Annotated in this window: 16 protein-coding genes; 13 read left to right on the forward strand and 3 right to left on the reverse strand. The window is 62.0% G+C overall.

Going from position 1 to position 23978, the window contains the following annotated elements; genetic code table 11:
* Positions 1-63: 63 nt before the first annotated feature.
* On the reverse strand, positions 64-4932 hold the full coding sequence (locus LOY50_RS15960) for an NAD-glutamate dehydrogenase (protein ID WP_253475538.1): 4869 nt from the start codon (positions 4930-4932) through the stop codon (positions 64-66).
* A gap of 442 nt (positions 4933-5374) precedes the next feature.
* Between LOY50_RS15960 and LOY50_RS15965 the strand changes: the two genes are divergently transcribed.
* Positions 5375-5728, forward strand: a complete 354-nt coding sequence (locus tag LOY50_RS15965; RefSeq protein ID WP_258688315.1) for a hypothetical protein — start codon at positions 5375-5377, stop codon at positions 5726-5728.
* A gap of 260 nt (positions 5729-5988) precedes the next feature.
* Here LOY50_RS15965 and LOY50_RS15970 read toward each other — a convergent pair whose 3' ends face one another.
* The gene (locus LOY50_RS15970) at positions 5989-8142 is read right to left on the reverse strand and encodes a WG repeat-containing protein (RefSeq protein ID WP_258688316.1); all 2154 of its coding nucleotides are present in this window, start codon (positions 8140-8142) and stop codon (positions 5989-5991) included.
* Positions 8143-8396: 254 nt separating this feature from the next.
* On the opposite strand from LOY50_RS15970, the gene LOY50_RS15975 reads away from it, so the two are divergent.
* From LOY50_RS15975 to LOY50_RS16000, 6 genes are all read left to right on the forward strand, one after another.
* Entirely contained in the window at positions 8397-9422 is a 1026-nt protein-coding gene (locus LOY50_RS15975; protein WP_309475773.1) for a LacI family DNA-binding transcriptional regulator, read from the forward strand.
* A gap of 153 nt (positions 9423-9575) precedes the next feature.
* Positions 9576-10358 (forward strand): sugar phosphate isomerase/epimerase, encoded by a 783-nt coding sequence (locus LOY50_RS15980; RefSeq protein WP_258688317.1) that lies wholly within the window; start codon positions 9576-9578, stop codon positions 10356-10358.
* A complete protein-coding gene (locus LOY50_RS15985; RefSeq protein WP_258688318.1) occupies positions 10351-11361 on the forward strand; it encodes a sugar kinase in 1011 nt (336 codons plus the stop codon). The genes LOY50_RS15980 and LOY50_RS15985 overlap by 8 nt, the downstream gene beginning before the upstream one ends.
* A gap of 56 nt (positions 11362-11417) precedes the next feature.
* Positions 11418-12716, forward strand: coding sequence for an MFS transporter (locus LOY50_RS15990; protein WP_258688319.1), 1299 nt, complete (start codon positions 11418-11420; stop codon positions 12714-12716).
* Positions 12717-12731: 15 nt separating this feature from the next.
* Positions 12732-13709: a D-glycerate dehydrogenase gene (locus tag LOY50_RS15995; protein WP_258688320.1), complete on the forward strand. Its 978-nt coding sequence runs from the start codon at positions 12732-12734 to the stop codon at positions 13707-13709.
* A 340-nt stretch (positions 13710-14049) separates the two neighbouring features.
* Positions 14050-15765, forward strand: a complete 1716-nt coding sequence (locus tag LOY50_RS16000) for an ATP-binding cassette domain-containing protein (RefSeq protein WP_258688323.1) — start codon at positions 14050-14052, stop codon at positions 15763-15765.
* 295 nt (positions 15766-16060) lie between these two features.
* Here the strand turns inward: LOY50_RS16000 and LOY50_RS16005 are convergent, their stop codons facing one another.
* Positions 16061-16420, reverse strand: coding sequence for a DUF6124 family protein (locus LOY50_RS16005; RefSeq protein WP_258688324.1), 360 nt, complete (start codon positions 16418-16420; stop codon positions 16061-16063).
* Between the two features lie 584 nt (positions 16421-17004).
* On the opposite strand from LOY50_RS16005, the gene LOY50_RS16010 reads away from it, so the two are divergent.
* The 6 genes from LOY50_RS16010 to LOY50_RS16035 are packed head-to-tail and all read left to right on the forward strand — an operon-like array spanning position 17005 to position 23848.
* Positions 17005-17964, forward strand: coding sequence for a MoxR family ATPase (locus tag LOY50_RS16010; RefSeq protein WP_003202654.1), 960 nt, complete (start codon positions 17005-17007; stop codon positions 17962-17964).
* Between the two features lie 9 nt (positions 17965-17973).
* Positions 17974-18918: a DUF58 domain-containing protein gene (locus tag LOY50_RS16015; RefSeq protein WP_258688325.1), complete on the forward strand. Its 945-nt coding sequence runs from the start codon at positions 17974-17976 to the stop codon at positions 18916-18918.
* Positions 18915-19409: a DUF4381 domain-containing protein gene (locus LOY50_RS16020; RefSeq protein WP_258688327.1), complete on the forward strand. Its 495-nt coding sequence runs from the start codon at positions 18915-18917 to the stop codon at positions 19407-19409. Before LOY50_RS16015 ends, LOY50_RS16020 begins: the two co-directional genes overlap by 4 nt.
* Positions 19402-20481, forward strand: a complete 1080-nt coding sequence (locus LOY50_RS16025) for a VWA domain-containing protein (RefSeq protein ID WP_258688328.1) — start codon at positions 19402-19404, stop codon at positions 20479-20481. The genes LOY50_RS16020 and LOY50_RS16025 overlap by 8 nt, the downstream gene beginning before the upstream one ends.
* The gene (locus tag LOY50_RS16030; RefSeq protein WP_253475571.1) at positions 20478-22214 is read left to right on the forward strand and encodes a VWA domain-containing protein; all 1737 of its coding nucleotides are present in this window, start codon (positions 20478-20480) and stop codon (positions 22212-22214) included. The genes LOY50_RS16025 and LOY50_RS16030 overlap by 4 nt, the downstream gene beginning before the upstream one ends.
* The gene (locus LOY50_RS16035) at positions 22211-23848 is read left to right on the forward strand and encodes a BatD family protein (RefSeq protein ID WP_258688335.1); all 1638 of its coding nucleotides are present in this window, start codon (positions 22211-22213) and stop codon (positions 23846-23848) included. The genes LOY50_RS16030 and LOY50_RS16035 overlap by 4 nt, the downstream gene beginning before the upstream one ends.
* The last annotated feature ends 130 nt before the right edge of the window (positions 23849-23978 follow it).

Below are 23978 nucleotides of genomic sequence, written 5' to 3' on the forward strand. Positions count from 1 at the left end.
ACAACGAATCTAAAAAAAAAGCCCCGCATCTCTCGATGCGGGGCTTTTTCATTCAACGCCGGATCAGTTGGCCGTCACGACCGCCTGACCGCTCATTGCCACGTCCAACAGCTCGCGGTTGGCGACCGCGTACATGGCGTAGTCGGTACCGCTGGCGGCACGGATGTCCACCAGCATGGCACGCCAGCGCTCGACCATTTCGTGGTGCTGCTCCAGCCACAGCGCCAGGCGAGTTTCCACGTCCTGGGCGCCATCGCCCTCTTGCAGGACCGAGATGGTGATCGCCCGCTGTTGCCAGTCGACATCATCACGGAACGCTTCACGGGCCAGTGCCTGCCAGTTGTTTTCCACCGGCAGTGCGCTGATCTGTTGCAGGTACCAGGTGATGTCCAGGGCGCTGCCCACGGCGAAGTAGGCCTTGGCCACATCGGCGGCGTTCTGGCCAGTGACGTCGGCCGCCTCGATGATCGGCAGCAAGGTGTACAAGTGCGTGGTGCCGGCAACCATGCGCGCCAGCAGTTCCGGCACACCAGCGGCCACGTAGGCCTGGTAGCGGGTCTGCCAGCCTTCGCGGGTCGGACCTTCCAGCAGTTCGTCGAGCTTGAGGCCCAACGCGGCCAGGTGCGGACCGAAGTGCGCGACGTCACGGGCAGCGTTCTGCTCGTTGCGGCGGCTGCGCAGGAACCAGCGCGTGGCGCGACGACCCAGGCGCATCAACTCGTCCATCAGCTCCAGTTGCACGTCGGCCGAGACCTGGTGGTCCAGGGCTTCGATCTGGCGGAACCAGTGCGGGAGGTGGAAGATGTCACGCACAATCACATAAGCGCCAGCCACGTTCGCCGGGCTCATGCCCGTCGACTCCTTGAGCCGCTGAACGAAGGTGATGCCCATGTGGTTGACCAGGTCGTTGGCGATCTGGGTGCTGACGATCTCGCGCTTGAGGCGATGGCGACGCATGGCCTCGGAGAACTGGCTCACCAGCGTCGGCGGGAAAGCCGTCTCCATGTCACGGGTCAGGTAATCATCGTCCGGTACCAGGGAGTTGAGCAGCGCTTCCTTGAGGTCGATCTTGCTGTAGGAGATCAGCACCGACAGTTCGGCACGGGTCAGGCCATGGCCCGCCGCGACGCGCTCGTTGATCGCCTCTTCAGCCGGCAGGAACTCGATGGCGCGATCCAGCTTGCCGCGGCCTTCCAGATCGTTCATCAGGCGCTTGTATTCGGCGATCCGCACGAAGGCACGACGCGCCGCCAGGGACAGGGCCTGGGTCTGCTTGTAGTTGTTGCCCAACACCAGGCTACCGACTTCGTCGGTCATGCTCGCCAGCAACTGGTTGCGTTGCTTGTCGGTCATGTCGCCGGCCTGCACCACTTCGTTGAGCAGGATCTTGATGTTCACTTCGTGGTCGGAGCAGTCCACGCCGCCCGCGTTGTCGATGAAGTCGGTGTTGGAACCGCCGCCATTGAGGCCGAACTCGACGCGACCCAGTTGGGTCATGCCCAGGTTGCCGCCCTCGCCCACGACTTTGCAGCGCAGTTCGTTGCCGTTCACGCGCAGTGCATCGTTGGCCTTGTCGCCGACATCGGCGTGGCTTTCAGTGCTGGCCTTGACGTAGGTGCCGATACCGCCGTTCCACAACAGGTCTACCGGCGCCTTGAGCAAGGCGTTGAGCAGCTCGGTCGGGGTCAGCTTGTCGGCCTTGATGTCGAAGCGTTCTTTCATCTGTGGCGAGATGGCGATGCTTTTCGCGCTGCGCGAGAAGATACCGCCGCCTTCGGACATGATGCTGGCGTCGTAGTCGCTCCAGGCCGAACGCGGCAGGTCGAACAGGCGCTGGCGCTCGGCAAAGCTGCTGGCCGGCTCCGGGTTCGGGTCGATGAAGATGTGCAGGTGGTTGAAGGCCGCGACCAGTTGCAGCTTGTCGGACATCAACAAGCCGTTGCCGAACACGTCGCCGGCCATGTCGCCGACGCCCACCACGGTGATGCTGTCTTCCTGGACATTGATGCCGCGCTCGCGGAAGTGGCGCTGCACGCCGACCCACGCGCCCTTGGCGGTGATGCCCATTTTCTTGTGGTCGTAGCCAGCCGAACCGCCGGAGGCGAACGCATCGCCCAGCCAGAAGCCATAGTCGATGGCGATGCCGTTGGCGATGTCGGAGAAGGTCGCAGTGCCCTTGTCCGCCGCCACCACCAGGTACGGGTCATCGTCGTCATGACGCACGACGTTGGCCGGCGGTACCAGCGCGCCGTCCTTCAGGTTGTCGGTGATGTCCAACAGGCCCGAGATGAAGATGCGGTAGCAGGCGATGCCCTCGGCCGCGATCTCGTCCCGGCTGCCGCCCAACGGCAGGCGACGTGGCAGGAAACCACCCTTGGCGCCCACCGGCACGATCACCGAGTTCTTCACTTGCTGGGCTTTTACCAGGCCCAGCACTTCGGTGCGGTAGTCTTCTTCACGGTCGGACCAGCGCAGGCCGCCGCGGGCAACGTTGCCGAAGCGCAGGTGCACGCCTTCGACCCGTGGCGAATAGACGAAGATCTCGAACTTGGGTACCGGTTTCGGCAGTTCCGGGATCAGGTGCGGGTTGAACTTGAAGCTGAAGTAGGACTTGTTCTGGCCGTTGGCGTCGGTCTGGTAGAAGTTGGTCCGCAGAGTGGCCTTGATCAGGTCCAGGTAGCGACGCAGGATGCGGTCTTCGTTGAGCACCTGGACGTCGTCCAGGGCCGAGAGAATCGCTTGCTCCAGGCGCAGCTGCTTGTCTTCCAGGTCATCGCCAGTGAGTTTGCGCGCCAGGTAGAAGCGGGTCTTGAACAACCGGGTCAACTCGCGAGCGATATCGGTGTGGTTGTTCAGGGTGCTGGCGATGTAACCCAGGTCGAAGCCCAGGCGGATCTGCTTCAGGTAACGGGCGTAGGCACGCAGCAGCGCCACGTCGCGCCATGGCAGGCCGGCGGTCAGCACCAGGCGGTTGAACGCATCGTTCTCGGCATCGCCACGCACGATGTGGACGAAGGCGTCCTGCAAGGTGTCGTTGAGCTGCTGGATGTCGAGGTCCAGGCCTTCGGCGGCAGTGAACGCGAAATCATGAATCCAGAACTCGCGGCCATTGGTGTGGCGCAGACGGTACGGGAACTCGCCCAGCACGCGCAGGCCGAGGTTTTCCAGGATCGGCAGCACGTCGGACAGCGCCAGCGGCGTATCGGCATGATACAGCTTGCAGTGCAGCTCACGCTGGCCGGAGACCTGGCCCAGCGGCTGGTAGAAGCTCATGACCAGCGGATTTTTTTCGTTCAGGCTCAGCAGGTGCTGCATGTCGACCACGGCCGAGTGCGCGGCAAAGCGCTCGCGGTAGCCGGCCGGGAAGCCTTTCGGGAAATCCGACAGCACGTTGGTGCCCTGGGCTTCGCCGAAGCTTTCGACGACCAGGCTGGCGTAGTCGTCCTTCCAGCTGCGGCAGGCCTGCACGACTTCTTTTTCCAGCAAGACCGGATCGATGTCGAGACGGTTCTTCGGGTCCACTCGCAGGATCAACTGCACGCGGGCCAACACGGATTCGGAGAAGAAGGTCCAGAACTCGCAGTCCGAGGCCTTCAGGCGATCCATCAGCACTTGCTGGATCTTCTGGCGCACTTCGGTGGAGTAGATGTCACGTGGCACGTAGGCCAGGCAGTAGCAGAAACGGCCATACGGGTCTTTGCGCAGGAACACGCGGATCTTGTTGCGCTCCTGGATCTGCACGATGGACATGACGGTGCTGAACAGCTCGTCCACCGGGGTCTGGAACAGGTCGTCGCGGGGCAGCACTTCGACCACCTGGGCCAGTTCCTTGCCCAGGTGCGCCTTGGCCTGGAAGCCCGAGCGACGCTCGATTTCCGCGACCTTGCGGCGGATGTACGGGATGACCCGCACGCTCTCGCCATACACCGAAGAGGTGTACAGGCCCATGAAGCGGCATTCCTTGATGACCTTGCCGTCGGCGTCGATTTCACGGATCGACACGTAGTCCGGGTAGGCCGGACGGTGTACGCGGCTCGGGTGCGCGGCCTTGGCGAACGACAGCGGCGTCGGTTCGCGCAGGTAATTGACGGCGTAGTCTTCGATGCGCAGGTCTTCGGCGGTCAGGCCGGCGCGCAGCAATTTGGTCAGGCCCAGGAACGAATCGGGGTTGTACTCGATGTGGCCACCATCGGCCTCATCGCGAACCACGAACTCTTCGTAGCCCAGGAAGGTGAAGTGGTTACCCACCAGCCATTCCAGGAAGCTCTTGATCTCGCTCTTTTCATCAGCGTCGATGGCGTAGGCGCTGCTGTCCAGGCTGTCGAGGATTTCCTGGACCTTGGCTTTCATCGGTTCGAAGTCGGCCACGGCCACGCGCACTTCGCCTAGCACTTGCTCAAGTTCCTTGCTCAGGACGTTGAGTTCGGCGGCGTTGGCGCAGCGGTCGATCTCCAGGTACATCAACGACTCTTGCAGGATGCCGTCGCCCTGGGTGCCTTTTGGCAGGATTTCCAGCAACTCGCCCTTGCTGCCGCGACGCACGCTCAGCACGGTGGTTTGCAGGGTATGGATGCTGTAGCCGCGACGGTTCAGCTCGGTGCGGACCGAGTCCACCAGGAATGGCAGGTCGTGGTGCAGCACTTCCACTGCCGTGTGGGTCGACTGCCAGCCGTGGCGTTCGTAATCAGGGTTGTAGACGCGCACCTGCGGTTGCGTGTGGTCGAAGCGCTCAAGCAGGCGCCAAGCAGACAGGGTGCAGCCGGCAAGGTCGGACAACCGGCGCTGGGTAAGTTCATCGAGGGAAATAATGCCGAAGAATTGTTCAGCGAACAGCGCCACTTGTGGCAGTGCCTGTTCACTGATGTGCTGCGCCAGTGCCGCTTGCAGTTGTTGCTGGAAGTCGGCTTTGCTGGCTGCGGTGAAGAACGCCATCTGTGGTACTCCGCTTGGGCTTGTTATTGATTGAAGCGTCGCGTGCAACCCCTGCGGGGCTGTCGGCCATCCCGTTCCTGATTCTCGGGCAGAGGAAACAGGATGACAGGTGGATGAAGCTGGACAGGACCGGCAGGTCACATCCTTTTCCATGTAATTTCATGTCATGGACACCTGCAAAAACCACTCCAGGGTGGCCTTTGCAGGTGCACATCCGTTGCGCAGCTTAACGAGTGCGACAATGTGCCTGCTTGCAGCGCTGCGACATATTCGGTCATCGGCAAGCTAAACCGGCCCGAGTTCATCGAACAACCCTAGCAGCCCAGGGGCGAAACGGCACCTGGCAGTGTGAAATCGCAGCCCGATTGCGGTAATCCAGCGCAAAGTCCTCCAGGCTGGCAAAATCCACTTTTTTCGGCTCATCGAGCCAGGAGCCATCACCATGCAAATGACCACCACCCTGCTGATCGCCAACCCGTGCGACGACGAAGAAGACAACATGGCCATGCTCTGCTGCCACAGCGCCCAGGGCGAAATGTTCCTGATGACCCGATACCCCGACGAAGACGAACTGGAAATCACCCTCGATGGCGAGCCTTCGACACTGGACGGCGTGAAGGTCACGCTCAGCCCTACCCGCTTGCTGATTGAAATTGCGGCGGCGGATGCCGATGCGCTGAACGGCGACGACGTGCTGGAGATCATCCACGACACCGATGCGGCGGACCTGGCGGAAGTGGAACTGACGTTGCAGAACATCCTCAAGGGGACGGGGACCTATGTAAGCCAGCTCTGAGATCCGGACACGAACACGCTCCTGTGGCATCAGCCACCCCTGATCCAAAGGCACCCCGTGGCGAGGGAGCTTGCTCCCGCTCAACTGTAGGAGCTGCCGAGCGAAGCGAGGCTGCGATCTTTTGATCTTTCGCTTGAGACTCAGGTGACTGGGAAAAGATCGCAGCCTCGCTTCGCTCGACAGCTCCTACACAGTTCCTACACCGCTCCTACGGGCCAGCGGGAGCAAGCTCCCGCGCCACGGGTTCAGCGTAGTTGCCGCTATTGCTCTTTCTTCACGAGATTGCCGTCAGCGTCATAGGCCAGGTACGCGTCACTATTATTCGGGTCCCTCACGTAATAACGGGCCTCATTGCCGTTATCTGGCACCTTCAGGCTGGTGTAGGCACCCAGCTCCTTGATCAGTTTGTTGTTTTGACTGATCAGGACCAGCCCGGAACCGCCACTGGCCCGAATGGCTGCTGCGTACCGAGTCTGGAACGCGTTGAGCTGGCTGTACTCCAGCGGGACTCGTAAGGTGCCCGCCAAGTCGATGGCGCCATAGCTGCCATCGCGTCCGACCACCGCCATGCCGTTGGAAAACGGTTCCACCTCGTCATACGGTAACTTGATGGGCAACCGCGTCCCCTGGCGATTGATAAAAGCAAACTTCCTGCTTTTAGTGTCCTGCACCAACAGCGGTTGCTGCCCGACAAACCGGCCAATCACGTTGTCACCCTGCAGGTTGATCCGTTTGCCTTCCAGGTCGAAAACATCCTGGCGGCTCCGATCGGCAGAGCTGGCGTAGAGCAAACCCGCGCTGTGCTCGATGCCCGAGAATTGCGTCGGCAGGATCTGCTTGCCATCCAGGGTATAGGCACCGTACAGGCCTTCCGTGACATCGGTTCGCATGCCGAGACGGGCGATGAACAGGTTATCGGTCACGGAGGGGTTGACGAACTTCATCGGCAATACGAAACGATGCCCCTTGGCATCGTAGAGCCCATAAGGTCCGTTGGTTTCCCGCTCCACCAACAGCAGGCCATTGCTCAACGCCTCGGCGATGTTTTCGAACGGCAGGTCCACGAGCTTGTTGCTGCCGGCAGGAAAATAGGCGAGCTGGCTGCGCAATGCCTGCCAGTCCGAGTCCGGGTCGCTGGACTTTTCCGGGGAAAACAACGTGTAGGTATCGGCCACCTGGCTATCTTGCACCTGCACCCAACGGGGCTTGATCAACCACTGGCCGGCCTGGTCGATGAAGCCGTAGCGCTCGGCTTTCCGGTCCAGAGCGATGTAATGCGCCTGCTCCGCCAGGACGTTGTCGACCTGGGTGAACTCAACGGTGTTGTCTTCCATCGGATCGAGCACATGAATGACGATGCGTTGCGGGGTGGCCTCGAATTGATAGTCGACCTCGGTGTTTTTCAACGGCCCCACCTGAGCGGTCAGCGCCTGGGTCAGGCGTTCCAACTGCTGTTGCACCGCCTGGCCGGTCTTGAGTTGCTTGAGATCGTCCTTGGTCTGCAGCAGCGCTTTGTAATAGTCATGCAACGCCGCGATATCGCTGTCGGAGGGAAACGCCCGGGAGTTATTGCCGTTGCTATAGAGCGCCTTGCCCGCGTCGTCCAGCCCCTGCACCACGAAGGTCGACATTTTCGGCGTACTCAAGCGCACAGAGGCGCTGCCATCACCCAGGGCAGTGAGCTGGAAGGATTGACCGTCGTCCAGGGTCACTTTCGGGTGATCCTTGTCCAGCACCACTTTCCTGAACGCCGGATAGCTGCGGTAAGCGACCGTCAGGCCGAGACTCGCCAGAGGTTTGTTGACCGCAAGTGCAAAGGCATCATGGGACGCGATCATGTCGTCGGACTCGACCTTGGGCGGCGCCTTGAGATCGGCGAAGAATTTTTCGCTGCCATCGCGAAACCGAAGGCGCTGGGGCATGTACTGCTCGGTCGCCGGCTCATCCGGCGTGGCGGCGCGCTTCCAGAGCGGATCGAGGCTGCTGGTGTCGAGCCTCACTTCGGAACCGTCGGCGAATAACCGCTGGGCAAAACGCAGGCCCTGGATCGACGCCAGTTCGGTTTTCAGTTGCGCGCTGGTGAACGGGACAAACAGCGGCTCGTACTGCAACGGCTGCTCGTCGGCGGGCCCGGTCGGCTCGACGGTCAGGCTCAGTTGCACATCACTGACCAACTCCAGGGACCTGAGGCTTTCACCGGCGTCCTGAATCAAATAATTGAGGCGTTTCTCCACCTCGGGCGGTGCCAGCGTGCCGATGTCTTCCATGCCCCCTTCATTCAGTTGCTCGGCGGCGAAACCTTCATCGGCCGGCGCGCCGCTGTGGCGGAACAGGTAATAGGACGCACAGCCCACCACCAACAGGGTCACACTCAGTATCGACAGCAATCTCACGCGAGGCTGGGAAAAGTTCATGGAGGCTTCGGTCGTCAAAGGGGTTGGGGAAGGCAGGCAGCTAACCACACGGCCTTGCGCGCCGCAAATCGCCTGGAGGGCCTGTTCTGTTACTTCGGCCTGCCGACCTGCCTTGATCGTCGCCATTGTCCGGCTGAAGTGAACCACCGTCGGTCGTGCCTCTGACACGTCGCCCTTGACGTCCGATTGGGTTCTGGTGTTTCCTGAAACCGGTTTCAGAACCGCTAATAACTCCAATAAGCAGGTTTCAATCCGTGACTTCTTTCTCCGCCGCCCAGCGCAACCGCGTGACCATGCTTGACGTCGCCGAACGCGCCGGGGTCTCCAAGGCCAGTGTCTCGCGTTTCATCGGCGAGGACCGCGCCCTGCTCTCCGAGGCCATTGCCAAGCGTATCGAGCAAGCCATCAGCGAGCTGGGCTACCGGCCGAACCAGATGGCCCGCGGCCTCAAGCGCGGGCGCACACGCCTGATCGGCATGCTGGTGGCCGATATCCGCAACCCCTATTCGATCGCCGTGATGCATGGCGTGGAAACCGCCTGTCGTCGCCATGGCTACAGCCTGGTGGTGTGCAACACCGACCGTGATGACGAGCAGGAGCGCCAGCACCTGGCGCTGTTGCGCGCCTACAACATCGAAGGGTTGATCGTGAACACCCTGGGGCATCACCGCGACGAACTGTTTGAACTGCGCAGCGAAATGCCCCTGGTGCTGGTGGATCGCAAGGTTGATCGCCTCGACAGCGACCTGGTCGGGCTGGACAACCCAAAGGCCGTCGAGATGGCCCTCGATCACCTCGAACAACGGGGCTACTGCGATCTGTTGCTGGTGACCGAACCGTTCGATGGCACCAGTTCACGAATCGAACGGGTCGAGAGTTTCAAGGCTGGCATCATGCGACGCCCTGCCCTGACCGGCGCCGTGGTGGAAACCTGCGACCAATTGAGCGCGCGCATCAAGGCTTTCCTGGCCCAACCGGGGCAAGGCCCCAAGGCGCTGTTCTGTGCCAATGGCATTGCCGCGCTGGCCGCCACGACGGTGTTGCGCGAGCTCGGTTGCCACTTGTTCGACGACGTGGGCCTGATTGCCCTCGACGACCTGGATTGGTACCCCTTGGTGGGCAGCGGCATCACCGCCCTGGCCCAACCGACGGCGGAGATCGGCGCCAGTGCGTTCGAATGTCTGCTCAAGCGTTTGCGCGGCGACAACGGGCCAGTGCGGACCCTCGATTTTGCGGCGCGGTTGATCGAGCGTGGGTCGACGCTTGGGGTTTCCCGGTGATCGGCCGGGCCCTATCGCGAGCAAGCTCGCTCCCACAGGGATTTCCAGCGCGACGCGGATCCCCTGTGGGAGCGAGCTTGCTCGCGATGAGGCCCTGAAGCACACCACTTTTTTTTGCACAAAGCTGAAACCGGTTTCAGAGGTATAAGAACAATGCACAACCCACCCGTCTCCATCAGTCTTTCCAGCTACGGCGCCGACCTGGTACGGCAACAAGGCCAAGGCAGTTTCATCGATCTGCTGGCAGCAGCCGGTGCCTCGCGCATCGAATGGCGCGAAGAATTGCTCACCACCGAACAGCCCGCCGAGCTGGCCGCTCGCGCTCGCGCCCAGGGGCTGCAAAGTGTTTTCTCGTCGCCACTGGAGCTGTGGCTCGCCGGGCAGTCCAGGCCCAACCCGGCCCTGGCGCTGACCCTGCAACGGTCCGAGACGTTCGGCTCGGCATGGCTGAAAGTCTCCCTCGGGCATTTCACCGACTCCCATGATCTGTCGGCACTGGCGGATGTGCTCGGCGCAAGCCCGGTGCAGTTGCTGGTGGAAAACGACCAGACCTTGCAAGGCGGACGGATCGAACCGTTGCAACGTTTCTTCACCGCAGCAGAAGCGCACGCAATACCCGTCGGCATGACCTTCGACATCGGCAACTGGCAATGGCAGGACCAATCGGCCGCCGTCGCCGCCCGACAGCTCGGACGGTATGTGGCTTACGTGCATTGCAAGGCAGTGGCCCAGCGCGCCGACGGCAAACTGGTCGCCGTACCTCCGGCCCTGACCGACCTGCACCTGTGGGAGCAACTGCTCAAGCACATGCCCATCGGTGTAATGCGCGCCGCCGAATACCCGCTACAAGGCGAAGACTTGCTGCAATTGACCACTGGACATGTCGCCACGCTGTCCCGTCTAGGACAATCGCGCCGGGAGCCTGCCCATGCCTGAGTTCGATGTGTTGTCGTTCGGCGAAACCATGGCGATGCTGGTGGCTGACCAGCGCGGTGACCTGGCCTGCGTCGACCAGTTCCACAAGCGCATCGCCGGGGCCGACAGCAACGTGGCCATCGGCCTGTCACGGCTGGGCTTCAAGGTGGCGTGGCTGAGCCGGGTCGGCGCCGATTCCCTGGGACGCTTCGTCGTGCAGACCCTGGAAAACGAAGGGCTGGATTGTCGTCACGTGGCGGTCGACCCAACGCACCCCACCGGCTTTCAGTTCAAGTCGCGTACCGACGATGGCAGCGACCCGCAAGTCGAGTATTTCCGTCGTGGCTCGGCGGCCAGTCATCTGTCGATCGATTCCATCGCGCCAGCGCTGCTTGAAGCCCGTCACTTGCACGCCACCGGCATCGTCCCGGCGTTGTCGGTCACGGCCCGCGAGATGTCCTTTGAATTGATGACCCGCATGCGCGAGGCCGGCCGCAGCCTGTCGTTCGATCCCAACCTGAGGCCGAGCCTGTGGACCAGCGAGTCGACGATGATTGCGCAAATCAATCGCCTCGCCGCCCTCGCCCACTGGGTCCTGCCGGGGCTCGGCGAAGGTCGCTTGCTGACCGGTTTCGACGACCCGGCCGACATCGCCGCGTTTTATCTGGACCAAGGCGCCGAAATCGTCGTGATCAAGCTCGGCGCGGACGGCGCCTATTACCGCACGCATCTGGACCAGGGCGTTATCCCTGGCGTGCCCGTCACCCAGGTGGTGGACACCGTGGGCGCCGGCGATGGCTTCGCCGTCGGTCTGATCAGTGCGTTGCTCGAAGGCCGCGCCATCAGCGAGGCCGTGCAGCGCGCCAACTGGATTGGCAGCCGCGCGGTGCAAAGCCGTGGGGACATGGAAGGGTTGCCGACCCGCCTTGAGTTATTGGCTGAATTTAGTGACGCCAATCGCGAGCAGGCTCGCTCCCACAGGTACAACGCAATCCCATGTGGGAGCGAGCCTGCTCGCGATTGAAACCACCACAAAACGCACCTGCTGCAACAAAAACAACAAGCTCAGGAGTCAACGACATGCAAGCGCTCAACCTCGCCACCCGCCGCTGGTGGTACATCATGCCCATTGTGTTCATCACCTACAGCCTGGCCTACCTGGACCGGGCCAACTATGGATTTGCCGCTGCCTCGGGCATGGCCAAGGATCTGATGATCACCCCGGGGCTGTCATCGCTGCTCGGCGCACTGTTTTTCCTCGGCTACTTTTTCTTCCAGGTACCGGGGGCGATCTACGCGCAAAAGCACAGCGTGAAGAAGCTGATCTTCGTCAGCCTGATCCTCTGGGGCTCGCTGGCCACCCTGACGGGCGTGGTCTCCAGTGCCTACTGGCTGATCGTGATCCGCTTCATGCTCGGGGTGGTCGAGGCCGCCGTGATGCCGGCGATGCTGGTGTACCTGTGCCACTGGTTCACCCGGGCCGAACGCTCGCGCGCCAATACCTTCCTGATCCTTGGCAACCCGGTGACCATGCTCTGGATGTCCGTGGTGTCGGGTTACCTGGTGCAACAGTTCGACTGGCGCTGGATGTTCATCATCGAAGGCCTGCCAGCGGTACTCTGGGCCTTTGTGTGGTGGCGCCTGGCCGATGATCGCCCGGCCCAGGCCAAGTGGCTCAGCGACCAGGAGAAGCACGATCTGGAAAGTGCCTTGGCGGCCGAACAAGTCGGCATCAAGGCAGTGAAGAACTACGCCGAGGCCTTTCGCTCGCCCAAGGTGATCATCCTGGCGCTGCAGTTTTTCTGCTGGAGCATCGGGGTCTACGGGTTTGTGTTGTGGTTGCCGTCGATACTCAAGGCCGGCCTGCAGATGAACATGGTCGAGGCCGGGTGGCTGTCGTCCTTGCCTTACCTGGCGGCGGTGATCGGCATGCTGGTGGTGTCCTGGGCGTCGGACAAGGCGCAGAAGCGCAAGCGTTTTGTCTGGCCGCCACTGCTGATCGCCTCCGTCGCGTTCTACGCCTCCTACCTGCTGGGGGCCGAGCATTTCTGGTGGTCCTATGGCTTGCTGGTGGTCGCCGGCGCTTGCATGTATGCGCCGTACGGCCCGTTCTTTGCCATCGTTCCGGAAATCCTTCCGGCCAATGTCGCTGGCGGAGCCATGGCGTTGATCAACAGCATGGGCGCGCTGGGTTCGTTCGGCGGCTCGTACCTGGTGGGCTACCTCAACGGCACCACCGGCTCCCCCGGCATGTCCTTCCTGCTGATGAGCGGCGCGTTGCTGCTGTCGGTGGTACTGACCCTCGCCCTCAAGCCCGGCGCCAGCGACCGGGAAGCCTCCAATACCGCGACGCCACACCCGGCGCCCGCCCGTTCCTGAATCGAGACCCGTCCCATGAGAAAACACGTGGTGTTGTACAAAGCGCTGTCCCCGCAATTGATGGCCCGTCTGCAAGCCCAGGCCCAAGTCACGCTCATCGAGCGCCTCGATGCCCAGGGCCTGGCGCAACTGCGCGACGCCCTCCCCGCCGCCCACGGCCTGCTGGGGGCCAGCCTCAAGCTGGATGCGGCGCTGCTGGACCTGGCGCCGAACCTGCAAGCCATCGCCAGCGTCTCGGTGGGGGTCGACAACTACGACATCGATTACCTGACCGAACGCCAGATCCTGCTCAGCAATACCCCGGACGTGCTGACCGAAACCACCGCGGACACCGGTTTCGCCCTGATCCTGGCGACCGCTCGACGCGTGGTCGAACTGGCCAACCTGGTTCGCGCAGGCGGCTGGCAACAGAGCATCGGTCCCCGGCATTTCGGCACCGACGTCCATGGCAAGACCCTGGGCATCATCGGCATGGGGCGCATCGGCGAAGCCCTGGCCCAGCGCGGGCACTTCGGCTTCGGCATGCCGGTGCTCTACCACAGCCATTCGCCCAAGCCCGCGGTCGAGCAGCGTTTCGGCGCGCGCTATTGCAGCCTCGACACACTGTTGCAGCAGGCGGACTTCATTTGCCTGACCTTACCTTTGACCGCTGAGACCCAAGGACTGATCGGTGCACAAGCGTTCGCGCAGATGCGCCCCGAGAGCATCTTCATCAATATCTCCCGGGGAAAAGTGGTGGATGAAGCAGCACTGATCGACGCCCTGCGCAACAAGCAGATCCGAGGCGCGGGGCTGGATGTGTTCGAGCGCGAACCCTTGAGTGCGGATTCGCCGCTATTGCAAATGGACAACGTGGTCGCGACGCCGCACATGGGCTCGGCCACCTACGAGACACGGGAAGCGATGGCGCGTTGTGCCGTGGACAATTTGCTGATGGCATTGGCGGGGGAGCGGCCGGTGAATCTGGTGAATGCGAGGGCGTGGGTAGGCTGAGCAATCATCCGAACACAGCAGCGCTTCTGTGGCGAGGGAGCTTGCTCCCCTCGCCACGATGGGTTAGCCGAAAAAATACGGCCGACTTTCAGGGTGTGTGGACCGCCTTAAGTTAACCACCTACCAATCCTGCCCTAACAAATGTACATAAAAATCTGCGGCAGACTTTCCTTCAGATACGTCTTACCGATTGTCAGGAAGCCCCCTACGTAAATGTCGGATGTTGCGCTCTAGCTCATCCAGAACTCTACTGCTATTCCTATAACCTAATACGCGCGCCCCTTCGGCACCGCTAACATTCAAGTTAATACCTAAAACGCAACTCCTCACGGACAATCGCATGCTATCCATACAAACACTTATCAAAACCGCATGCAAAAAATATACGTCGCTTCTAATATTAACCGGCGCGACAATCATCGCACTCAAACTCATCACACTTGCCCCGCCACTGCTACTCGGAACCATCATCGACACCCTGCAAGACAACAGAAATCCAGCATCCAGCACCCTGCTCGCACTGACGACAGGCCTGATTGTCGCGGGGTGCATTCATGCCATCATCACTCCTCTGCAGCTCCATGCGCTGTCCAAGCTGGTACAGAGCATTATCATGAACGCTTCCATTGAGTGGATCACCGAACTCATAGGTAAAGAGTTTTCGTTATTCAACTCTTGGAGAATCGGCCATTTCATCAAATCGGTCGAGCGCGGAATTACTGCGCACGAACAACTACTCACTTTCGTTGTTACCATTGCACTTCCCGTACTCTTGGAATTCATAGTTGTTGGGGTTGCTTTTATTTACATAGGTGGCGGTGAAATTTTCTTGAGCATGACGGCGTTCGGAATTATCTATCTGGCTGTCACCCATCAAATTATCAAATGGCGGAGAAAGCACATCGATGCAGTCAATGAACAGGAAGATGAGTTAAGTGCCCACCTCTACAACACCCTCAACGCGGGAAAAACCATAAAGCTGGAAAGTGCCATACCTACTGCCCTGCACCCGTTGAACGCGGCGTTCGGACGTTATGCCAACGCTGCGGTGACTACGGCATCATCTGGCGGCCTGCTGAGCACCGCCAAGATACTGTTCGTAAGCCTTTCCACTGGGGGATTGCTCTACTGGGGCGTCGTGGACCAACTTTCGGGTCATCCCAGTATCAGTGTCGGGCAGCTGGTTGCCATTTTTTCAATCGCGGGGAGTTATCTGCTCAGTATTTCAACCTTGACTGAAGGGTATCGTGTTCTTGATCAGTTCCTTGCAGACCAGCGTCAATTTGAGGGTCTGCTATCACTTCCGGATTTCGATCGCAGCAATCGGCTGGCCTGGGTTGATTTCCAGCGGCCCTCAGTTCTGGAACTCGGCCCCTGCGAAGTGGCAGGAACGGGACCGCTTCGCCTGTCGATCAAGCGCTCCCTGGCATTTGCTCAAGGGCAGTCAGTGGCCGTTACGGGCCCTAGCGGCGCAGGCAAAACCACTTTTCTGGAAGTCCTCGCCGGTCTTGATGCATCAAAGCGAGACCAACTGAGTATCGACTCGGTACCGGTCTCACTTTTGTCCGGTCAAGCTCACTTGGACACCTTGAGATATTGCCCCCAACAACCGCGGTTTCTGGAAGGCTCTTTTGAGCAATCGGTTCTGTTCGGAGGCAGCGCATCGCCGATTTTGTCTAGAGCGATACGGCAATTGGAACTGGATGAGATCGTGACAACACGGCAGGTCAGCGAAAATGCATCGAATATCTCCGGAGGCGAAGCCAAACGCCTATCGCTGCTGCGCCTGATCAACAAGCCCGGGAAATTCAATATGTTCGACGAGCCAAGCGCATCCATCGAACCTAGGCTGACCACGCCTCTTTGGGACCTGTTATTCGACGTTTTTGCCGGGCAGGGGTTGATATGTGTCACCCATGACGTTGACCACCTGCATCGGTTTGACCGGATCATTGTGATGCATGACGGGGCAATCGTGGAGGATGGTCCGTGGCGGGATCTGATCGACAGGCCAGCAATCAGACTGCTGGTGGATGAGATTCGGACGCAGAACTAGCGAAATAGGGTGCTGGATCTGCTGCCGTCATCGTCGGATCGCCGCCGGAGCAGGCTCGCTCCCAAGGTTTGCGGTTTGCCCAGAATTTAAGGAATGACACAAGTCCCTTGTGGCGAGGGAGCTTGCTCCCGTTCGACTGTAGGAGCTGTCGAGCGAAGCGAGGCTGCGATCTTTTGATGTTTTGATCTTTCGCTTGAGACTCAAGTGGCTGGGGAAAGATCGCAGCCTCGTTGCACTCGACAGCTCCTACACAGCACCTACAACCCAGCGGGAGCAAGCTCCCTCGCCACGGGGGTTATGTCGGCTGACGGGTTTCGATGTTGTCCAGTGCACGGTTCGCCAGCAGGCTGCCCAGTTCGATCAGTTGCTGAATGCCCAGGAGGAAATGCCGGCGTGAACCGTCCAGGTCGAAAGCCAGGTCATTGGTCATGGCATTGGCCGAAGCCAGGGTTTCGCTGAGGTAGGCAAGCAAGCTTTCGGTGTCGATGTCTTTGTTGACGGTGAAGAGTTGGCCGGGGGCAGGTTCTGCTTCGGGTTTGGGGTTTAGGTAATGGTCGAGGACTCGGTCGGTGACTTCGTCGTGTTTTTGGGACTTGGTTTTTGGGCGCGGTGAGGACGAATCGGTGTTCGGTGGGTTGGGGGTTACTTTGAACATAGATGAAACTCCAGATTAGAAAATTGGAGCCATCTCTCTCGCTACCAAACGAAGGGAGGTGGCCATACGAAGGTTGGTAGACCGGTTACCTGGCAACCCGGCGCGTCCAAGGACGCCCTGCGCATGACCACCATAAAACAGAGGACGAAAAGCCCCCTATATCAGGCTGCACCTGCGCCAGAAAACCGGGCTACCAAACCCGATCGCTGATTCATCAGCGACCCGGAAACGATAGAACCTGCCTCCCAAGCGCACAAGCCGGCGAATTCTGGCGCAGTTGTAGGCAATGGCGCAAGACAACGTAGCCTGTTCCAGAGCACTCCTACGCCCGGATAAACACCCCTTCATTTTGTGAGTGCTTCGCACTCAAGCGGGAGCAAGCTCCCTCGCCACGGGGTAAGTGCGCCTGTCCGGGTGGGATTCATGGCAAGCAAACCCAGCCCACAATGTTTCCAAGCCGATCACAATTCACACGGTCGATCAAAATCCCGTTAGTCGCCACCCCCCGCCATGCATTAAAGTAACGCCCCCAGCCCCGGCGTTATCCGAACGCCTGGGGCCACCCTTTCCAGGAACAGTCACCGATGGAACATCGTGAAGCGCTGCTTGCGCTGCGAACCTTTCTTTCAACGCAGATTCTCGGCCAGGAAAAACTTATCGAGCGCCTGCTCATCGCCCTGCTTGCCGACGGCCACATGCTGGTGGAAGGCGCGCCGGGGCTGGCCAAGACCAAGGCCATCAAGGAACTGGCCGAAGGCGTCGAAGCGCAGTTCCATCGCATTCAGTTCACCCCCGACCTGCTGCCCGCCGACATCACCGGTACGGAAATCTACCGCCCGGAAACCGGCAGTTTCGTATTCCAGCAAGGGCCGATTTTCCATAACCTGGTGCTGGCGGACGAAATCAACCGCGCCCCAGCCAAGGTCCAGTCGGCCTTGCTCGAAGCCATGGCCGAGCGCCAGGTCAGCGTCGGGCGCAGCACCTATGAACTGTCGCCGCTGTTCCTGGTGATGGCCACGCAGAACCCGATCGAGCAGGAAGGCACCTACCCGCTGCCCGAAGCCCAGCTCGACCGGTTCCTGATGCACGTCAAGATCGGCTTTCCCGATGCCGCGGTGGAACGCCGCATCCTCCAGCAGGCCCGGGGGGAAGCGCTGAACGGCGAGACCAAGCCCGAACGCCGCGTGAGCCAGCAGGCGATTTTCTCCGCGCGCAAGGAAATCCTCGGGTTGTACATGGCCGACGCCGTGGAGGAATACTTGGTGCAACTGATCATGGCCACCCGCAACCCGGCCAAGTTCGATCCGGAAATGGCCGAATGGATCGCCTACGGCGCCAGCCCGCGGGGCTCCATCGCCCTGGACCGCTGCGCCCGTGCCCACGCCTGGCTGGCCGGCCGCGACTTTGTCAGCCCGGAAGATATCCAGGCCGTGCTGTTCGACGTGCTGCGCCATCGCATCATCCTGTCGTTCGAAGCCGAGGCCGCTGGCATCGACCAGGACCGGGTCGTGCAGCGGATTCTCGACGTCGTCGCTGTCGCTTGAGCATGAGTCATGAATAACCCACTGGCGCCCGCACCGGGCATCCGCGTCAGCCTTTCGGAGCTGATCGAGATGCGCCATCGTGTGCGCGAGGTGCAGTTGTTCTCGACACCGGGACAGCGCAGTCCGCTGATCGGCCTGCACCACTCCAAGCTGCGCGGACGCGGGGTCGATTTCGACCAGGTGCGGGTCTATCAGGCCGGCGACGATGTGCGCACCATTGACTGGCGCGTCACCGCCCGGACCCAGGAGCCCCACACCAAACTGTTCCACGAAGAACGCGAGCGGCCGATCTTCATCATGATCGAGCAAAGCCACCGGCTGTTCTTCGGTTCGGGGCTGATGTTCAAGTCGGTGCTCGCCGCCCAGGCCGCCAGCCTCATCGGCTGGGCCGCGCTGGGGCACAACGACCGGGTCGGCGGCCTGGTGTTCGGCAATAACACCCATTACGAGGTCAAGCCGCGACGCAGCAAACAGAGCCTGCTGCAATTGCTCAACCGGCTGGTGCGGGTCAACCAGTCGCTGCACACCGAGGCCGAGCCGGACCGCGACTCGTTTGGCATCGCCCTGCGCCGAGCCCGGGAAGTGCTACGACCCGGCAGCCTGGTGATCGTGATTTGCGACGAGCGTGCGTTGTCCGACAGCGCCGAGCAGCAACTGAGCCTGCTGTCGCGCCATTGCGACCTGTTGCTGCTGCCGCTGTCGGACCCGCTGGATCACGCCCTGCCCGCCGCCGGCCTGCTGCGCTTCACCCAGCGCGACTCACAGTTGGAGCTCGACACCTTGAACTTCGAACTGCGCCAGGCCTATCGCGCACAGGCCGAAGCACGCCAGGAGCGCTGGGAAATACTGGCGCAGAAGCTGCGGATCCTGATGATGCCCCTGAGCACCCAGGGCGACATGGTCGAGCAACTGCGCGAATACCTGAACCCCAAGCGGGCCGGGAAAAGTCGATGAGCAACCTGGATCAATTGCAGCCGCTGATAGCGCCGCCCCCTATCGGTTTCTGGCCTCCCGCGCCGGGCTGGTGGTTGCTGCTGGTTTTGATCCCCTTGCTGGGCCTGGGCCTGTGGCAGTTGCGCCGGTTCATTCCCGCCAAGCGCACCGACGCCCGTGTCGAACAACCCCTGGACCCGGTGCGATTGGCCGCGCTGGCCGAACTCGCCCTGCTGCCCAAACCCTACGATGGGGCACCGGCCGGGGCCTGGCTGCAGCAGCTCAACGGGTTGCTCAAGCGCCTGTGTCGCAACCATTACCCCTACAGCCAGAGCCACACCCTCAACGGGCGCAAATGGCTGGCTTTCCTGGACAACCGCTGCCCGGCAGCCGGCCTGACCCGCTGGATGGTGCTGGTGGAAGGCGCCTACAAACCCGAATGCAAGCTCGATGACAAAGCCATCGCCGGCCTGACCCAGGCGGTCGAAATCTGGATTCGCAAACATGTTTGAGTTCGCCTGGCCGTGGGTATTCGCCCTGTTGCCGCTGCCTTGGCTGATGCGCCTGGTGCTGCCTGCGGCCGACAGCGGCGAGCCAGCGCTCAAGGTCAGTTTCCTCGGGGACCTGGAAGGCCTGGTGGGCCGGCGAGCCCGGGCCAATCTGCCAACCTGGCGGCAACAGGCGCCCTTCATCCTGCTCTGGCTGCTGTTGCTGATCGCCGCGGCCCGGCCGCAGTGGTTGGGCGAGCCATTACCCATTGCCGCCAGCGGCCGCGACCTGCTGGTGGCGGTGGATGTCTCGGGTTCCATGGACTTTCCCGACATGCAATGGAAAGACGAAGAGGTCAGTCGCCTTGCGCTGGTCCAGCACATGCTCGGGGACTTTCTCGAAGACCGCGAAGGTGACCGGGTCGGCCTGATCCTGTTCGGCAGCCAGGCCTATCTGCAGGCACCGCTGACCTTCGACCGCCGCACCGTGCGCCATTGGCTCGATGAGGCGCGTATTGGCATCGCCGGCAAGAATACGGCCATCGGCGACGCCATCGGCCTGGCTCTCAAGCGCCTGCGCCAGCGGCCGGCCCACAGCCGCGTGTTGATCCTGGTCACCGACGGCGCCAACAATGGCGGCGAAATCGACCCCCTCACCGCCGCGCGACTGGCCGCCGACGAAGGCGTGAAAATCTACCCGATCGGCATCGGTGCCGACCCGGAACAAAGCGGCACCACGGGTTTGCTCGGCGTCAACCCGAGCCTGGACCTGGACGAACCGACACTCAAGGAAATCGCCCAAGCCACCGGCGGCCAGTATTTTCGTGCCCAGGACGGCGCGCAATTACTGGCGATCAAGACCACCCTCGACCAGCTCGAACCGGTGACCCAGCAACCGACCCAGGCCCGTCCTGCCCTGGCGCTGTATCACTGGCCCCTGGCCGTTGCGCTGCTGTTGAGCATGTTGCTGGTGGCCCGGGCGCGCTGGCCGGACAATCCGTTGCAGCGCCTGTTCAACCAGCCGCTGTTCCAGCCGGCCCAACACACCGAGTGGCGCCAGCGGCTCAAGCGCCTGCGCTTGCGGAGGCGTCGATGATCGCCCTCTGGCCACACTGGCTACGCCCCTGGTTCGTGTTGCTGCTGCCTCTGCTGGGCTGGTTGCTCTGGCAACTGTGGCACCGGCAGAAACGCGTAGGTCGCTGGCAGATGATCCTGCCTCCCGCCTTTCATGCCGTGTTGCTCAGTGGCGGCAGTGGCCGTGAAAGCCGGCTGCCATGGATTGCCCTGGGCCTGGGTTGGCTGTTGATCGTGCTGGCGTTGCTGGGGCCGAGTTGGGCGCGGGTCGAACAGGCCAGCCAGAAACCCGCCGACCCGCTGGTGGTGGTGATGGAACTCACCCCGGAAATGCTCGCCACCGACGTCTCGCCCACGCGCCTGGAACAGTCCCGGCGCAAAGTACTGGACCTGTTGCAGAACCGCAGCGACGCCCAGACCGCGATCATCGTCTATGCCGGCAGCGCCCATACGCTGGTGCCGCTGTCCGACGACCTGTCCACCAGCGCCAACCTGCTCGAAGCCCTTGCGCCATCGATCATGCCGCAGAGCGGCCATCGTGCCGACCTGGCGGTCCGCAAGGCCCTGGCCTTGTTGGACCAGGGCGAACTGGGCCATGGCCGGATCCTGCTGATCGGTTCGACGCTGAACGAGCAGGAACGCCAAGGCATTCGCCAGGCCCTGGACGGTTCCGCCACGCAATGGCTGATGCTCGGCATTGGTACCCGCGAAGGCGCCCCGGTGCCCCAGGAAGATGGCAGTTACCTCAAGGATGCGCAGGGTTCGATCCTGCTGCCACGCCTGGACAGCCCGGGCCTCAAGGCCTTTGCCAACAAGCTGGACGGCCGCTACCGGCCGGCGCGCCTGGACGACAGCGACCTGCGCGGCCTGGGCCTGTTGGACGGCCCTCGCCATCTGCGCAGCGACGGACAAACCTTGCGCCTGGACACCTGGGCCGACCAGGGCTATTGGCTACTCCTGCCCCTGTTGCTGCTGGCCGCCTGCGCCGGGCGGCGAGGCTGGCTGTTTTGCCTGCCGCTGCTGTTCGTGTTGCCGCAAACCGGCCACGCCTTCGAATTCCAGGACCTGTGGTTGCGGGCCGACCAACAGGGCCAGCACTTGCTCAAGCAGAAGCGTCCCGCCGAGGCAGCCACCCATTTTGAGGACAGCCAGTGGCAAGGCGTCGCCCTGTACGAAGCCGGCCAATACAGCGAAGCTGCCCAGCGCTTCGCCGAAGGCAACGACGCCCGCGCGCACTACAATCGTGGCAATGCCCTGGCCAGGAGCGGCGAACTGGAAGCCGCGCTGGATGCCTATGAGCAGGCCCTGGAGTTGCAACCCGACCTGCGCCCCGCCCAGACCAACAAGGCCCTGGTGGAAAGCTTGTTGAAAGAGCCGGCCCCCGTACCGGAAGAACCCAAGCCTGCCGAAAACAAGGAACCGGACCCCGCCGAGCAATCGCCGGATAGCGACTCACCCACCCAGTCTTCCGAACCGGGCCAGCCATCCGCCGAGGCAAGCGCGACAGCGGACGAGTCCCAGCCCCCGCGGACGGCACAACCGCCTACCGCCCAGGATGTACCAGGCAGCGAACTGCCCGATGAGCAGACCACCACCCCGCCGCTGCGTCCTGCCGCAGGTCAGCGCAATGAAGAAGAACAGCGCCAGGCACTGGAACAATGGCTGCGCCAGATCCCGGATAATCCAGGGGAGCTGCTCAGGCGTAAATTCTGGTATGAACAGCAAAGCCATCAGGCCCAGGAAAAAACCCAATGACCCGCTTCACCGCCTACTTCCTCGTGTTGCTGCTCTGGGCCTCTGGATCCCAGGCTGCACAGCTGACTGCCAGTGTGGACCGCAGCCGCCTGAACTCCGGGGAAACGGTGGAACTGACGCTGGAATCCAACGACGCCACCTTGTTCGGCAAACCGGACCTCGGCCCGCTCCAGGCCTTGTTCGATGTGCGCGGTACCCGTCAGGTCAACCAGTTGACGACCCTTGACGGTGAGAACCGCGCCACCACCCGCTGGATCGTGACCCTGTTGCCGCGCCAAAGCGGCACCGTGATCATTCCGCCGTTGCAACTGGGCGAAGTGACCAGCCAGCCGATTACCCTGCAAGTGATCGAAAGCGAGACCCGCAACGCCTCGGAGCCCCTGGCGGCGGTGTTCATCGAGGCCAGCCTCGACCAGACCGAAGTGTATGTTCAGGCCCAGGCGATCTTGACCCTGCGCATCTACCATTCGGTGTCGCTGTACGACGACAGCAGCCTCACGCCGCTGCACATCCCCGATGCCCGCACCGAGCAACTGGGCGAATCGCGCACCTATGAAAAAGTCATCAACGATGTCCGCCATGGCGTGATTGAACTGCGCTACGGCATCTACCCACAGCGCAGCGGCGAACTGACGATTCCGGCCCAGACATTCAGTGCCACCCTGGTCGAGCCGGTGGCCCAGGACGCCGTACCTTCGGGCCCCAAGCCCGGCCAGTTGAAGCGGGTAAGCTCTGCGCAACTGCTGCTAAGCGTCAAACCCAAGCCGGCCAGCTACCCGGCCGACGTACCCTGGCTGCCCGCACGCAGCCTGTCCTTGAGTGAAAGCTGGAGCCCGGAACCGACCCACAGCCAGGTCGGCGATTCCCTGACCCGCAGCCTGACCCTGGAAGCCGAAGGCCTGGCCAGCGCCCAGCTGCCACCGCTGCCGGCCACCGAGATCAATGGCTTGCGGCGTTACCCGGACCAACCGGTACTCAGCAGCCGCAACAGTGAGCGCGGGCTGGTGGGCAGCCGCGAAGACCGCGAGGCCCTGGTGCCCAACCGCAGCGGGACCATCGAGCTGCCACCGGTGGAAGTGGTCTGGTGGAACACCCTGGAAGACCACCTGGACCGCACCAGTCTCCCGGCGCGGACCCTGCAAGTGGCGAACAATCCAAGCCTGATGGTGGACACGCCGGCCGGCACGACGCAGATCGTGACAACGGTCGACAGCGAGACCCTGTGGTACTGGCAACTGAGCACCTTCCTCCTCGCCTGCACCACGCTGCTGGGCTTTGGTTTGTGGTGGCGCGCCCGCTGGCAACCGGCGATCCTGCGCTCGACCCAGACCGGACCGAGCCCACGCACCCTGCTGGATGATCTCAAACGTACCTGCCTGGCCAACGACCCCCACGCCACCCGCCAGGCCCTCGACGCGTGGGCCCGCCAGCAACCGGAAACCCTGGCCGACATGGCGGCGCGTTTCGTGCCGCTGTCCGACGCCCTGGACGGCCTCAACGGCGCGCTCTACAGCGAGACCGGCCAGCATTGGCAGGGTGAAGACCTGTGGCGGGCCATCCGTACCATCCCGCCCACCGAAGCGGGGTTGGGCTCGGCGGGTGATTCGGGGTTGCCGCCGCTTTACCCCAAATAACCCGGAGTTTTTTTGCTGTGTAGCCTTGCCAAACCTGTAGGAGCTGCCGAGTGCAACGAGGCTGCGATCTTTCCAGTGCCAATTGAGCCCGGAGCGAAAGATCAAGAGATCGCAGGCTTCGCCAGCTCCT

Origin of the sequence: Pseudomonas sp. B21-010, from assembly GCF_024749325.1 — a bacterium.
Lineage (GTDB): Bacteria > Pseudomonadota > Gammaproteobacteria > Pseudomonadales > Pseudomonadaceae > Aquipseudomonas > Aquipseudomonas kilonensis.